10 protein-coding genes and 1 pseudogene are annotated in these 13,975 nt (G+C 45.8%); 4 read left to right on the forward strand and 7 right to left on the reverse strand.

The features are described from left to right. Nucleotides 1–104 precede the first annotated feature (104 nt). Nucleotides 105–1,442, forward strand: a complete 1,338-nt coding sequence (locus ISALK_RS07740) for a D-alanyl-D-alanine carboxypeptidase family protein (protein ID WP_160720907.1) — start codon at nt 105–107, stop codon at nt 1,440–1,442. Between the two features lie 206 nt (nt 1,443–1,648). On the opposite strand, the gene ISALK_RS14920 is transcribed toward ISALK_RS07740, so the two are convergent. Continuing rightward, on the reverse strand, nt 1,649–2,329 hold the full coding sequence (locus ISALK_RS14920; RefSeq protein ID WP_201756865.1) for a VanZ family protein: 681 nt from the start codon (nt 2,327–2,329) through the stop codon (nt 1,649–1,651). Between the two features lie 197 nt (nt 2,330–2,526). Further along, complete coding sequence (locus tag ISALK_RS07750; protein WP_236660323.1) at nt 2,527–3,297, reverse strand: DUF368 domain-containing protein; 771 nt, start codon at nt 3,295–3,297, stop codon at nt 2,527–2,529. Between the two features lie 191 nt (nt 3,298–3,488). Between ISALK_RS07750 and ISALK_RS07755 the strand changes: the two genes are divergently transcribed. Next, nucleotides 3,489–4,040: a phosphatase PAP2 family protein gene (locus tag ISALK_RS07755; protein ID WP_160720911.1), complete on the forward strand. Its 552-nt coding sequence runs from the start codon at nt 3,489–3,491 to the stop codon at nt 4,038–4,040. Between the two features lie 10 nt (nt 4,041–4,050). Further along, nucleotides 4,051–4,557, forward strand: a complete 507-nt coding sequence (locus ISALK_RS07760) for a PAS domain-containing protein (protein WP_160720913.1) — start codon at nt 4,051–4,053, stop codon at nt 4,555–4,557. Between the two features lie 187 nt (nt 4,558–4,744). Here the strand turns inward: ISALK_RS07760 and ISALK_RS07765 are convergent, their stop codons facing one another. The 5 genes and pseudogenes from ISALK_RS07765 to tnpA all read right to left on the reverse strand — a co-directional run bounded on the left by ISALK_RS07765 (nt 4,745) and on the right by tnpA (nt 12,945). Then, the gene (locus tag ISALK_RS07765) at nt 4,745–6,610 is read right to left on the reverse strand and encodes a peptidoglycan DD-metalloendopeptidase family protein (RefSeq protein WP_160720914.1); all 1,866 of its coding nucleotides are present in this window, start codon (nt 6,608–6,610) and stop codon (nt 4,745–4,747) included. Between the two features lie 721 nt (nt 6,611–7,331). Next, entirely contained in the window at nt 7,332–10,082 is a 2,751-nt protein-coding gene (locus tag ISALK_RS07770; RefSeq protein WP_160720915.1) for a transglycosylase domain-containing protein, read from the reverse strand. Nucleotides 10,083–10,318: 236 nt separating this feature from the next. Continuing rightward, the gene (locus ISALK_RS07775) at nt 10,319–11,050 is read right to left on the reverse strand and encodes a methyltransferase domain-containing protein (RefSeq protein ID WP_160720916.1); all 732 of its coding nucleotides are present in this window, start codon (nt 11,048–11,050) and stop codon (nt 10,319–10,321) included. Between the two features lie 411 nt (nt 11,051–11,461). Continuing rightward, a complete protein-coding gene (locus ISALK_RS07780; RefSeq protein ID WP_160720917.1) occupies nt 11,462–12,553 on the reverse strand; it encodes an RNA-guided endonuclease TnpB family protein in 1,092 nt (363 codons plus the stop codon). Continuing rightward, nucleotides 12,550–12,945: pseudogene (gene tnpA, locus ISALK_RS07785) on the reverse strand (IS200/IS605 family transposase). Before tnpA ends, ISALK_RS07780 begins: the two are co-directional and overlap by 4 nt. Nucleotides 12,946–13,307: 362 nt before the next feature. Between tnpA and ISALK_RS07790 the strand changes: the two are divergent. Further along, on the forward strand, nt 13,308–13,949 hold the full coding sequence (locus tag ISALK_RS07790) for a DsbA family oxidoreductase (RefSeq protein ID WP_160720918.1): 642 nt from the start codon (nt 13,308–13,310) through the stop codon (nt 13,947–13,949). The last annotated feature ends 26 nt before the right edge of the window (nt 13,950–13,975 follow it).

The raw sequence follows: 13,975 nt of genomic DNA on the forward strand, positions 1-13,975 counted from the left end.
CTAAGCAGCGGGGCGGAAATACATATCGAAAGCCAAAACCCATCAAGACCCGCTAAACTAAAACCAAGGAAATTAAAACCAACTAAACTAAAGGAGCTAATAATATGTTTGATCACCTATGGAAAAAAACCGTTATCTTTACCTTGTCCGCTGCCCTGATGCTCTCAGCCACCACCGGTGTCTATGCCGTTCCCGAGGAGGAAAGCGATACGGACGATAGCGAAGCCGAAGAAGTCGCAATTATCGACGAAGAGGGTTTTCCCATTATTCGGGGAGAAATGGGCATTACCATCGATGTGGAAACCGGCGAAATTCTCTATGCCAAAAATATCGATAAGAAGGCTTACCCCGCCAGTACCAGCAAGATCATCACCGGATTACTGTTTGCGGAAAACAGCGACAAGGAAGATGTCCTTTCCTATACGGAAAATGCTTTAGCCCAGCCTTCCTACTCCCTTAATACGGATTACGGTCCGATTCCCCTGGGATATGAAATGACGGGAAAGTCCGCCATGGAGGCACTGCTGATTTACTCCGCCAACGATGTGGCCGCTATGGTGGGGGATCATGTGGCAGGGGATGGGGAAAGTTTCGTCCAAATGATCAACGACCGTTTCGATGAAATGGGACTGGAAAACACGAGTTTTACCAATGCCAGCGGTACTCATGATGAGGATCATTACACCACGGCCTACGAACTGAGTGTGATTACCCGGGAAGCCCTTAGTAACCCCTGGGTGGAAGAAGTGCTTTTAACGGAAAGCGTAGTCATCCCCACTCCGAGGGGAACGGTCCCCTGGGAAAATGCCCGCCGGAAAGTGGCCAACGGCGATCCGGTACTTGTGAAAACCGGTTACACACCTGCTGCAGGAAGATGTCTGGTGGCCATTTATGAGCGCGATGGCAGAAAGATCGCAGGAATAGTTTTAAACTCGGAATACAATCATGGGGATACCATGGTATTTGAGGATATGGACCGGATCATGGACTGGAGCTTTGATGAGGCGGAAAGAACTCCCTATTTTGAAGCGGGAGACCGGGTGGACACCCTGGAAGTGGAGTACCGCCCTCTGCGATTCTTCGGACCGGTGCACACCGCCGAGGTTCCTGTAACTATCCAGGAAGAAGTATTGTATTTCGAAAACGATATCAATGAAGAAGAAATCCATGTGGCGGTGGAGCTAAAGGATGTTTCTCCCTTTTCCATGGACCCCGAGGAACCGGTGGGCACTGCCAGTATTCAAGAGCGGGAGGCAAAAGAAAGCTATGCCGTCTATCCGGAAGTCAGTCGGGGAGATATTCTCAGCAATCATATCGGACTGTATATCGGAACCGGTTTGGGAGGCTTAATAGGTCTTGTGGCCCTAGCAGGGCTGATCGGCTTTATTATCCGGTTCAATGGAAGACTTCGTAAAAAGCGACGACAGTATCCCAGATTCTAGGGTTTCTTATGCCGAATGTTCTTTATCCAGGATACTCTACGGATAAACATAATTACGCTTTCTAAATTAAATATGGTCTATGCATTAGATATGGTCTATGAAGCAAGTATGCTCTATGAAGCAAGTATGCTCTATGAATTAAAAGGCCGGGTTTTCACAGTGAAAACCCGGCCTTCTTGTATTTTTATCGACTATTTTTATCGACTTTACTTCTCCCAACCCTCTTCTTTCAATCTTTGAACAGCCCTCGCCCTACTGCCCCTGAAAACTTCTTCTTTTTCTTCTTGCCGCTGTTGCTCTTGTTGTTTCGGTTGTTCTTCCTGATTTCGCTGTTGCTCTTCCTCTTCCATTTGCTGCGCCTCCTGCTTTTGCTCCTGCTGTTGCTCCTGCAACAGTATGTACTGTAGCGTATTCACTCCAGCCGCCGAAGGCAGTCGAATCCCCTTTGCCAGCCAGTACATGGCAATACCGGTAACAGCGCCGACGCTGTCAATTAATACATCGCTAACCTCTCCGCTTCGACCGGGAATAAAGGTTTGATGATACTCATCCACCCCTGCATAAACCGTGGCCAGGATCCATCCGTAGAGCAATCCCCGTTTTCCCGAATATCCCGAAATTTGAAAAGCCCGGACGGAAAGAATTCCCAGCACCGCATAAACCCCGAAATGGGCTCCCTTTCGAAACAGAAAGTGCAGCATCTCTTCATTGATTTCAATAAAAGGTATAATTGCAGCCAGCAGACTTGTGATCGCCCCTACAATGCGACCGCTGGCGTCCCCGGATACATCCCCGGGCTGATGGGAAAAGTAGAAGATAACCCCCATCCAAAGAAGCACCGGTAACCATGCCTTTCCTATGGTTACTAAACTTAATTTCTTTTTCATACGACTTCCTCGCTTTCAGATATTATCACTTCTATATATACTTCTTATATATACCTCTTAAATCCTTGGTTTTCTATTTTCATTCTCTGTATTCATCTCCAGCGTTCTGCTTACTTCTTTAACTCGTTTTTTATTCTTCATTCTTTCTTCATTCTTTCTTCATTCTTTCTTCATTTTTCGTCAACTCGACCATGCAATTATTTTCCGAAACGGTACACCAAAGCCAGTCCCAGTCCAAAGGTTACCAACGGGAAGAACCCGATGGTCCCGGGCATTACCATATTAAAGGAACCGATAATCAACCCGGTAAAAAAGAACAGGATCTCCGACATGTATAAAGTAAACAAAGTTTTTAATACCTTCGCCAGTATAAAGACCCCTGTGGCCGCCCCGGTGACAAAGATAATCAAGGTCCCCATCTGAAAGTCCCGCACCGCCTCTAAAATTTCTTCGTAAAGGCCGAGAACAATCAGCAACGCACTTCCGGAAACTCCGGGAACCATCATCGTGGCACTGGATACAAATCCCGCCAAAAAGGTTTGCCCCAGGGTTAACTCTGTACCGATAAACAGTGTGGGAAGCTCAAGTAGGCTGAAGGATAAAATCCCCCCGGTAACCAAAAGCAACAGCCGCTTTTTCGTATATCCCCGGGTCCGCTTTAAGATTAAGGGAATCGACATCAGCAGGCATCCCAGAATAAAAGCATAGGTCGGATCCGGATGATGATCAAATAAAAAGGACAGCAGTGCCCCTCCTGCAAATACTCCTACTAAGACACCGATGCCCATGGCAATATAGGGTTTGACGTGAAACCTGAGAAGGTCCTGCAGCATTTTCTCGTACATTCCGAAGATCACCATAATGGTACCCCCGCTGACCCCAGGGATAATCACCCCGGCACCGAGGATGATCCCCCGCAACCATAAAATTATCTGGGCTTTACTTCTTAAGTATCCCCTTGTAATCATTTTTACCAAGTTCCCCACTCCTGTTGATTATATTCTCTGTCTCATGACACTATAGCATTTCTTAGCGATTTATGGTACAATATGCCACAGGAATTCTACAATTTACAAAAACTTCCCATAGTACTCTCTATAGGATAGAATACCGCATTATTGAAAAAAAATAAAGAGAAACTCTTAAAGGATGTGGTTACTTGATCCAATCGATGGATGAAAATTTGTTTTTCAGACTTTACTCCCTGACCATGGAAAGCGACTTTTTGGGGGAATGGATGGTGTTTATTACCAACGCCTCTTCCACCCTGTTTGTACTTATATATTTGGCCCTGCTCCTGACGCTGTTAATCAGAAAAAACCGAAATATTGTACCCGCTCTCGGGGGACCCTTTATGGCCTTTATACTGGTGTACGTCATACGCATTTTTTACCAGAGACCCCGACCCTTTATGGCTCTGGATATTGAGAGTCTGATTTATCATGAAGCTTCCGGTTCCCTTCCCAGCATGCATGCCACCAGTGCCTTTGCCATTGCCGCCGCCGTCTATCTGGTCCATGAAAAACTGGGGCTGACCGCCTTGGCTTTAGCCGCCCTAACCGGGATCTCCCGGGTTATGGTGGGGGTTCACTTTCCCCTGGATATTCTAACCGGCACTTTGTTATCAGCACTTGTGGTCTATGGGGCTTACCGTTTTTTCACGACAAAGAGGGTTTTTCACAAGATTATTAGTATTTTGAAGGTTTCATAGGAGGATTTTGATGAGAGAGTTAACAAGAAATAAAGCAAACGAGAAACAATCCCCAATGGAGGATTTTTCCAGAGAGGAATTAGAAATTCGGTACCAACAATCTTTACTGGATTTACAGAATGCAGAGGATTTGAACCGGAAATACCAACTGATTTTGGAAGAGGTGAATGACGGCTACTGGGAGTTGGACATGATAAGGGATGAATTTACCCTCCGCTCCAAGTACTACCGAAGTCACGGGGTAATCCCCACCTTGATCATTCAGCGAAAGGAAAAGTGGCAGCAACTGATTCATCCCGAGGACCGGGAGAATTTTCACCAGGCCCTGGAGGCTTTCTTAAACTCGGAAAAGAAATTTTTCAAGTTCAGTCACCGCCTGAAAACCCGGGATGATGAGTACCAATGGGTACTGGCTACAGGCTTTGGGCTTCGGGATGAAATGAAGGCCCCTAAGCGAATCATCGGAACCCATATGACCCTGTCCGATAAAGGAAAATCCTCCGGTCAGGAAAAATAAAGAGCTAAACGAAGCTAAAAGACCCGGAAAAATCAATCCGGGTCTTTTTTCGAATGTCTTTCAAGACATGTTCATTATCGTTCAGGATTTTTCCAGGATCTTCTCAGGATTTTTTCAGGATCTTTTCAGGATCTTTTCAGGATCATCTCAAGATCTTTTCCCTCCGCAAAACTATTGCGATTGACGATTACTCTGTCACACTGCCGAATCCTCTGTCCGGTTCTAAGAACCATGGTAGGGGATCCACCGCTTGGTTGTTAAGGCGAATTTCAAAGTGCAGATGGGGGCCTGTGGATCGTCCGGTACTGCCGATTCGAGCGATCAGGTCGCCTTTGTTTACATAGCTCCCCAAGGATACAAGCTTCTCATTGTTGTGGGCATACCGCGTGGTTAGCCCTCCTCCATGATCGATCTCCAGCCAGTTTCCGTAGCTTTCTCCCCGGAAGCTTTTTATAACCACACCGGATTGTACGGCAATTACCGGCGTTCCCACCGGTGCCGGAATGTCAATTCCCCGGTGCCATCGTAGATCTCCCTCAAAGGGGTCCCTACGGTAACCGAAGTCCGAGGATAATCGTTGATAGCCGGGTAACGGCCAATACCATGTCTTATCGAAAACCGGGATATGGAAGCGTTGATTTTCCAGTTCAAATTCCTCGTAAATATCCTTTATCCAGCCTCGAATCTCTTGATGTTCCCGGAGTTCCTCTTCCAAAAACCCTTGAATTTCAAGAACAAGAGCTTCGTTGTTTGTTAACGATTCTCCTTGCAGGAGGGTATCGGCCTCCCTTTCCAAGTAGGATGCCACAATCAGTTTGTGCAGCGTGTCCAGCCTCCCATCCTCTTCCCTTTCCAGTGCTTCGGTTCCATGGATCCGATGTTCTAAAATCCATTGAGCCCCCTCCAGGATGGCTTTTTCCGCTGTAAACCATTCTTTATCATAGGCGGTTTCCGCTGCTGAGCTAACCGGTGCACGATCCGATGCCCCTATGGAAAAGAAGTTATATACTGTTTTCGGTTCCACCGGAGATCCTCCGACCTCATCTACCAATATCCCTTCATAAAGCTCTACCTGTGCTTCCTTATAGTTGTTCAGTACCAGCGCTGCAAGATATACCTCGTTCAACCCCGTAACTTCACCGGCTTCCAACAAAGCCTTCCCAATTTCTTCAGGAACATCCTTCCCGGGAGATAACCGATGAAACAGCTGTTGAATTTCCTCCTCAAGAATCCCCGAAGGCATTCCTGTGGCCAATTGCATAAATTGATACATCTCCTCCGGAATTTTTGCCCGGTGCTCCTCGGTATAAGCTCTGTGAACCCAACCGATTTGATGATCTTTTAAAATTTTTACCCAGTCCTCCTGAACCTCCAGCAGGCTGTATACTTCCCCTGCCCCTACCCTTCCAAGAATTTCTCCCGACAAGGAGGGTTCCTGGCGAAAATTTAATACCTTAGCCCTTATTCTGATGGTATTCAGTGAAAGTTCCTCCATGCTTCCTTGTCGGGAAACCCGATCCTTATGAACCCACCCTTCCAGAGTGTCGCTTTGTATATAGAGATAGTCGTTGATTTCATCCAAAACCGGAAGCATTTTATGGTCTTCGGTTATGCTTTCTACTGTAGCAAGGACCGCACTCCCTGCTGCCGGCCCTTCCCGAAGAACGATCGGCTCATTCGCCGGGTCGGAATCCCCGGTTACCAGATCGGGATCCCCGGTGGTTTCTTTCTTAAAGGTTATCCAGCCCCGATTACTTTGTTCCTGAACCCAGCGGGCGGGATGAAAAGCTTCTGGATCCAGCCGTTCATATATCTGTTGCAAAGATGAATTACTATCCGGGCTGAAATTCTCCCCGGCCATCTCCTCGGAAAATTCTTTCCCATAATAGGTGAACTCTACAAAAGTGCCTCCCCGCTTATCATAAACGGATTCCAGTTCCTTGTCCAAAGGATAGGCTCTTGCCAGGGTGGAAAAGCCCAGAATGAAAATTAGAAAAGTAAGGGAGCCTGCCTTTGCAGCCTTTTTTATCATCATCATTTTAGACTTTTTCATGTGAAACAACTCCTCCCAGGCTCCTCACCCGGTTTTATTTTTTTCGGAATTGAAAAACCGTACATCCTGTACATTTATATGTTTAAGATTTTTTTACAACCCGATAAGATTTTTTTACAACCCGATAAGATTTTTTTACAACCCGATAAGATTTTTTTACAACCCGATAAGATTTTTTTACAACCCGATTTTAGAGTATTTACTTATACCCCTATTTCTCCGCTTTAATACTGTTTTTCTTTTCCCTTTTCATTATTTTCTCTTTCCCTATTTAAGTGGCAAAGACCTTTAGCGCTTTTAGAACTTTATTTTACTGTTCGGCTCCGATGCGGCGACGTTCCATAGGATTTTTTTCTTGCGGTGCTGCGCTTTTCAATGTCCGGCAAAAAATATTGTGTATATGTGCAGGAAATGTGCATAACCTCGGAGGGATTTCTTTGCAAAACCCGGAAGTTATCCACAAACAGTCTTTGCGTTCTTAGCCCCCGGCTTTAATCCGGGAATTCAAGGCAAAAAAAGAACAGAGATAACAAAAACTCTGTTCCGCTGTCATAAGATGACAAAAACTCCGTCCCGCTGTCATCCTGTCATCAAAAAAACCCGGAATGATTATTCCGGGTCTTTAAAATGTTTTCAAGGCTTCTTTCTTTAACTTTTCAGGAGTGACTGTATCCCGACAAATTATGAGGAGATGACAAAAACTCCGTCCCGCTGTCATTCTTTAGTCATTATTACTATCATCGTCGTCATCATTGCCGTCGTCTTCATCGTCGTCATCGTCATCGTCGTCATCCTCCGGCGGATCTTCCGGCTCCGGTTCTTCCTCTTCCACTGCTCGATATAGATAGGTTACCCGTTGGGTGCCTTCCTCGATGTTGCCTTCCCGTGGGGCTCCTGAGGGATCGACTCCCACGAATTCGTAGCCTTCAAAGGATCGCTCCCGGGTACTGTAACTTGTCCCGATCCGACCGCTTTCCGCTTCTCTTGAATCCCGAAGGGTACCGATGATCTCTCCGTCTTCATCCACTTCCATATACCGTACACTTACGGAACCGCTACCGTGTTCACTGGGATCGTAGGTTTCCCGGTCATCATAACTTGTGGGCATTCGGTACTCATAATCCCTTGGTCGAATCCCGTCATGTTCATCGGGATCATAGGGCTCCGGCGGAACAATGTAGAGCCGCTCCTCAATTTCATCCGAGGGGGTTTCATCCGTGGCGATGGTACCCGTGGGCTCATGAATTTTAACTAATTGATGCACATCGCATTCTTCCGTGGGCTCCGTCCCCCGGATAAACAGTTCCGTAGTTACTTGAGAACCTCTAGGATCCTGTTCGCACAGCTCCGTGGGCAGTTTTCCCGAGGTGGCGCAGATTTCCACTTCAATAATATTATCCGGCCGTTCAAAATCTTTATTCGGATATTCCTTTTCATCATGGATTCGTCCCATGATTTTTGACCACAGTTCTGCAGAAATTACACTGCTGGAGCCTAATTCCTCCTGTTCATCAAATCCAATCCAGGTGGCGGCGGACAGATAAGGGGTATAGCCTACAAACCAGGCATCCTTTTGCTCCTGAGAGGTTCCGGTTTTTCCCGCCACGGGAATTCCTGCGTTATTCTTGCGAATCGCCGCCTGCCAACCGTAACCCTCATTTGCCGGGGTTACCGCATGACGCATAATATCCGTCATCAAGTAGGCCACATCGGGATCTACCACTCGGTGTTTTTCCGGCCGATTTTCCAAAATCACGTTTCCTTTGGCATCCTCCACATGGGTGAAGGAGATCAGCTCGCTATAAACCCCTTCGTTGGCAATCATGTTATAAGCACGATTCATTTGATAGGGGGAAGTATCCGCAGAACCCAGCACATGGGAATAATTAGGCTCCGGAATATTTATCCCCATTTCACTTAAATATTCCGCCATGATTTGCTGGGAACCCGTCCTGGTTGGAGCCAGTTCATCCAACAATATAGTTGCGGTAACGTTACTGGATATTCTTATCCCTTCCCGAAGATTGATCAGTCCTAAATAACCGGTGTTCCCAACATTCCTTGGACCCCTTTCTTCCGGATCATTACGAAAATATATGGGGATGTCATCAATCACGCTGGCCGCCGTATGGTTGTTATCCAAGGCAGGGATGTATGCGGCTAAGGGCTTCATACTGGAACCGGTGGGTCTTCCCCGTCCCGTCGCTCGGTTAAATATTCTTCTGCCCGAAGTTTCCCGACCGCCCATAAAGGCTTTGATTTCTCCGGTTTCCGGGTCGGAGATCACCATGGCCGCTTGGGGCTGCACGTTACCGTGTTCATCCCTTAGCAGATTGCCGTCATCGTCCAGTACATTCTTCGGGAAGTTGTCCCGATTATTAAACTCCTCTTCGGCGATTTCCTGCATCTGTCGGTCTAATGTGCTGTGTACCCGAAGTCCGCCGAATCCAAGCATTCTTGAGGCTTCCTCTTCGGTGTAACCCTCTTCAATCAGTGCTTCTTTCACCTCATCCTTGACCAAATCCGCAAAATGGGAAGAGATCCCGGAGTCCTCATAACGACCGGGTTCAATGCGGCTGTGAAGATCCTCGGTGTCTCCTAAGGCCTCCCGGTGCTCTTCTTCCGTAATAAAATCGTGCTGCTTCATCATTTTCAATACCAACCGAAGTCTTGGTAAGCTTCGCTCATCAAATATGATGATATAATCCCCGGATTCGTCCAGGACAATCATCTCTTCCGTAACATCCTCTTCGGGAACGTATCGAATCGGAGAATACCGGGAAGGATTACGGGCGATCCCCGCCAGGGCTGCCCCCTCCACTAGATTCAGCTCCGATACGGGTTTGGAAAAATAAGCCAGAGAGGCGGCTTCCACCCCGTAGTTTTGCCCCCCGAGATTGATGGTATTTAAATAGGTTTCCAGTATTTGATCCTTGGCCAGGATGTTTTCGATTTCCACCGCATAATAGGCATCCTGAATCTTTCGGGTATAGGTCTGATCATGGCTCAAGTAGAGGTTCTTTGCCAGCTGCTGGGTTATGGTGCTTCCCCCCTGCTGGGACCCGGTTCGAAAGTTGGTCCAGGCGGCCCCTGCTATTCGACGAAAATCCAATCCGTCATGCTCCCAAAAACGGGCATCCTCAATGGCAATAAAGGCATCAATCACATGGTCCGGGATTTCCGAGTAATCCACGATGATTCGCTGCTCCTCTTCGTCAATCCGTTCCAACTGATTGCCTTCGTTGTCATAAATAAAGGAGTTCTCCCCTAACAGACTGTACATGTTTTGCGGATCGATATCCGGGGTCTCGTCTATGGCGCTTTGTACAAAGCTTAAGGCAAAGCCTCCCGCAAGCACGGCTGCAATCAACAACAAAATCATGATCAGTCCGAAACTTTTTAGAATCGTCTTCAGGGTTTTATTATTTTTCTTTTTCGATTTCGGTGCCCTGGTATTTTTCTCATAAGACATTTTTTCTTCCCCCTAGTATTTAAGGTCTATAATTGCTAATCATAATATATTATACCATTTATTCTCGAATTTCCATAAAAAAAACTAAAAAAGGACCAAAGTAGCACAAAGGGGTGGCCCGAAAAGCCAGGCAATACCAACCCCAAAAGAAATACAAAAGAAATGTAAAAGAAACGCAAGAGAAAAATGCAGTAAAAAAAGAACCCGGCAATTCGGGTCCCTTTTCAAGGAAATTTCTATTTTTTAAATATCTCAACGTAGATCCATTCATCCTTAGGAGTCTGTTCCAGCTTGTACTGAACCTCCACTCCCGATAATTCCTCCCTAAGCTTATATTTTTTTGAGGGATTATAAACAATTACCTGATCCTGCTCCACATCAAAGTTCCAAAGATGCGCCCCCCGATACCCTTGTGAAAGCCCTTCGTTTCGCCGGTGCAGCAGTACTGCATAACGTTGGGGTTTTATGAGATCCACCATGTTCTTAATCCCTTTAATCGGGTCGTAACAGTGGTCCAGTGCATTTCTTGAAAAAGCAAAATCAAAGGTTTCCCCTTCGTAAAGTTCATGGATTTTTTCCGCCTCGGAATTCTTTGTAATGACCGGAGGGGTAATGTTATGTTTTTTAAATAGTTTTTGATATAAATCCCCGTTCACATCCACGGCTTCGATATGAATAATGCGATCCTCCCAGTTATAGCCCAGTCTTGTAATCGGTCCCGCTCCCACGTCCAGAAGCTTCAGTTCCTTTTGATCCTTTGGAAGATACCCCCGCACATCTTTTCGAAGTTTCGCCTTGGAATTGAGTCTTTTATCCATTGACCCTTTATGCAGTTTCTTTTCAAAGAAATCCACACTTCCTTCTTTTTCCTTCGCCCACTCGTTGTATACGCCTTCGGAGTTTTCCAATTTATTTTTCTTAAGACTTTTGTAAACCTTTTGAACCGCTTTTTTTATGGGATTAACCATACTGACATCCCCCTCGTAATTAAGTATATTAGTCCTATACCCATGTTGATAATATTATAACACATATCCTATCGCACAAAGGGTAGCACAAAGGGGACGGAGGTACTTGAGTCATAGATACTCTAGGTATCAGCTGTTACCCTTCTCCCTCACTGCCCACTGCCCACTTCCCACTGCCCACCAATCTGACCACCAATCCGGCTGCTAAACCAGCAGTTGCCCGCAAGCCATCTGTTAAAGCACCAACCGGATCGGCTATACCCTTCTCCACTAGCCGAATCAATCACGAATACCATGCAATTTTGTGACATACTCCCACCACTTATAGAAGCGGGGGCTTCTCGTTCGAGTAGCCTACCGGCTACAGCATAAGCGAGCTAACCCCGTGTGCCCCACGGTTTCATGTAGAAGTTATGCCAATGTCATACGCATCCCTTCATTTTTGATGTTGATACTTGCATTATGATCCCGGTCTAAGGTGAGCCCGCAAGCTTCACAGTGGTATACCCGTTCCGAAAGGTGAAGTTCTGCTTTCTTTTCGCCGCAACCGCTGCAGAGTTTAGAGCTTGGGAACCATCTGTCAATTTTGATGACTGCTTTTCCCTGGTCCTTCAATTTGTAATCCAACATACTGACAAAGAGGCCAAACCCATTATCAGAAACACTTTTGCCAAAGTGAAGAGCCCCAGCCATCCCCTTCATATTCAGGTCTTCGATGCACACGCGATCAGCGGCATTGGTTATCTGCCGTGATAACTTGTGCAAAAAATCTTTCCGTTGATTTCGAACCTTTTCATGAAGCCTCGCCACTTTCATGCGCTGCTTATTTCGGTTTTGACTTCCCTTTTGGCATTTTGAAAGTTTTCGCTGTTCTTTCTGCAGCTTTGCCAGGGATTGATGATAAAATCTTGGGTACTCCGCAGGAATTCCTTCGGATGAGATGAAAAGCTCTTTCATTGAATAATCCAGTCCCAGAAACACCTTCGGCTCTACAACGGGGATCTCTTGCTCACAGTGATACAGCATGCTTGCGTAGTATTTCCCCGATGGTGTTTGGCTAATGGTTACGGATTTCAGTGTATAGTCTTCCGGGATTTGGCGGTGCTGCTTGATTTTTACCGCTTTAAGTTTTGGAAGTACCAGTACCCCGTTTTCTAAGCGGATATTTCCGTTTACCCGATTGGTGGTATAGCTTTTGTGATTCTTCTTTTTCGATTTGAATTTCGGGAACCCGATGGATTTGTCTCGAAAAAAATTAGCATAGGCTTTGTTTAAGTTTAACTGCGCATTGGCCAGCGCTAAGCTGTCCACTTCCCTCAGCCACTCAAATTCTTTTTTATACATGGCCGGGGTGTTATAGAGACTTTTTCCCGTGGATTTGTAGTGTTCGATTCGATCCGAAAGCATACGATTGTAGACAAAGCGAACACAGCCAAAAGTTTTGGCAATCAGGTTTCTTTGTTGAGCGTTTGGATAAATTCGAAATTTGAAGGCTCGGTTCATCCCTTTTCACCCTGGCTTTCCACATAGTTTTTTATGACTTCCAGCAGGGCTCCTCCGGTTGTATGCAAACAGTAACTTCTTGACCAGAAATGGTCCTTCCAAAGTTTACGACGGATGGCAGGATACTCTTTTTTCAAAAGTCTTGAACTAGCGCTTTTATAAGCGTTGATAAATTTCGATAGTTCACTGTTTGGATGCCCTCTGAAAAGAATTGAACATGGTCTTGATCATGATTCCATTAGTGCGATATTGTAGTTCGGTGCAATATAAGAAAAAAATTCTTTTGCTCGTTCTGAAACTTTCTCATCAAAGACTTTGCGTCGATATTTGCTGATCAATACCAGATGATAATTCATCAGAAACACTGAATGTTTGTTGCTGTCCAACTGCATCACTCTCACCTCGTTTAGGCTGAATCTACTGATTTATTTATACCCATTTTCCAAAGGCAAAACCACCGATTCATCTCCCACCTACGCGCTCACTTTGTGAGTAAGGAAGGCTAAGAGGAGGGAGACTTCTCGGCATTGCGGTTAAAATAATTCCCTAGTGGATTTTTTGCTAAACAGGGTATCAATTAGGAACACCAGGAATTTTTCGAAGGAAATCCCTACCCCCGATATCATTTTTCGTAGCTATTACTTCGTAGCTTTTACTTCGCAGCTTTTACTTCGTAGCTTTTACAATGGTAATTAAGCTCATAATATGTAAGCTATGAAAGATATCACATCACAAAAAGAGAGGAGAATTTTCAATGAAAATTGAAATGTGGTCTGATTATGTCTGTCCCTTCTGCTACATGGGAAAACGGCATCTAGACATCGCTTTACAGGAACTGCATCTTACGGATGAGGTGGACATAGAGTTTAAAAGCTATCAGCTAAACCCGGAGATCCCCGCTTATTCCGGCGAAGGGATGCAGGAACTGCTGTCAAAGAAATACAACCTTACCTTGGAGGAAGCCGAAAATAACCTCCGGGAGGTCCAAGAACGGGCGGAAAAAGTGGGGCTTTACTATGATTTTGAAGACATGAAACCCACCAACACCTTGGATGCCCATCGACTGACAAAGTATGCGAGAACTCTGGGAAAGGATCAGGCTCTGGCGGAAAAGATTTTTAAATCTTATTTTGAAAAGGGTGGCTTGATCAGTGATCACGATGAGCTCTTAACCTTATGCAAGGACGTGGGTATAGTGAAATCCCAAGCCTATGAGCTTCTGTCAGATCCGAATATCTATCAGGAGGAAGTCCGCCGGGATATGGCTCAGGCCGAGGAACTAAAGATCCAAAGCGTACCCTTCTTTCGGATCAATCAAGATTATGTGATTCCGGGCTCCGAGTCCATTGAAACCTTCGTCCTGATGCTTCAAAAGATCATCCGGGAGACTTCGTAAAAATCAATCATGAAGGAGGATGGGAT

It is taken from the genome of Isachenkonia alkalipeptolytica (assembly GCF_009910325.1).
In the GTDB taxonomy this organism is placed as follows: Bacteria; Bacillota; Clostridia; order Peptostreptococcales; family T1SED10-28; genus Isachenkonia; species Isachenkonia alkalipeptolytica.

Excerpts from the sequence above, each read along its gene's own strand:
- ISALK_RS07775 (WP_160720916.1), bottom strand. The coding sequence starts at position 11,050 with ATGGTTAATCCCATAAAAAAAGCGGTTCAAAAGGTTTACAAAAGTCTT.
- ISALK_RS07790 (WP_160720918.1), top strand. The coding sequence starts at position 13,308 with ATGAAAATTGAAATGTGGTCTGATTATGTCTGTCCCTTCTGCTACATG.
- ISALK_RS07760 (WP_160720913.1), top strand. The coding sequence starts at position 4,051 with ATGAGAGAGTTAACAAGAAATAAAGCAAACGAGAAACAATCCCCAATG.
- ISALK_RS14920 (WP_201756865.1), bottom strand. The coding sequence starts at position 2,329 with ATGAAAAAGAAATTAAGTTTAGTAACCATAGGAAAGGCATGGTTACCG.
- ISALK_RS07740 (WP_160720907.1), top strand. The coding sequence starts at position 105 with ATGTTTGATCACCTATGGAAAAAAACCGTTATCTTTACCTTGTCCGCT.
- ISALK_RS07765 (WP_160720914.1), bottom strand. The coding sequence starts at position 6,610 with ATGAAAAAGTCTAAAATGATGATGATAAAAAAGGCTGCAAAGGCAGGC.
- ISALK_RS07770 (WP_160720915.1), bottom strand. The coding sequence starts at position 10,082 with ATGTCTTATGAGAAAAATACCAGGGCACCGAAATCGAAAAAGAAAAAT.
- ISALK_RS07780 (WP_160720917.1), bottom strand. The coding sequence starts at position 12,553 with ATGAACCGAGCCTTCAAATTTCGAATTTATCCAAACGCTCAACAAAGA.
- ISALK_RS07750 (WP_236660323.1), bottom strand. The coding sequence starts at position 3,297 with ATGATTACAAGGGGATACTTAAGAAGTAAAGCCCAGATAATTTTATGG.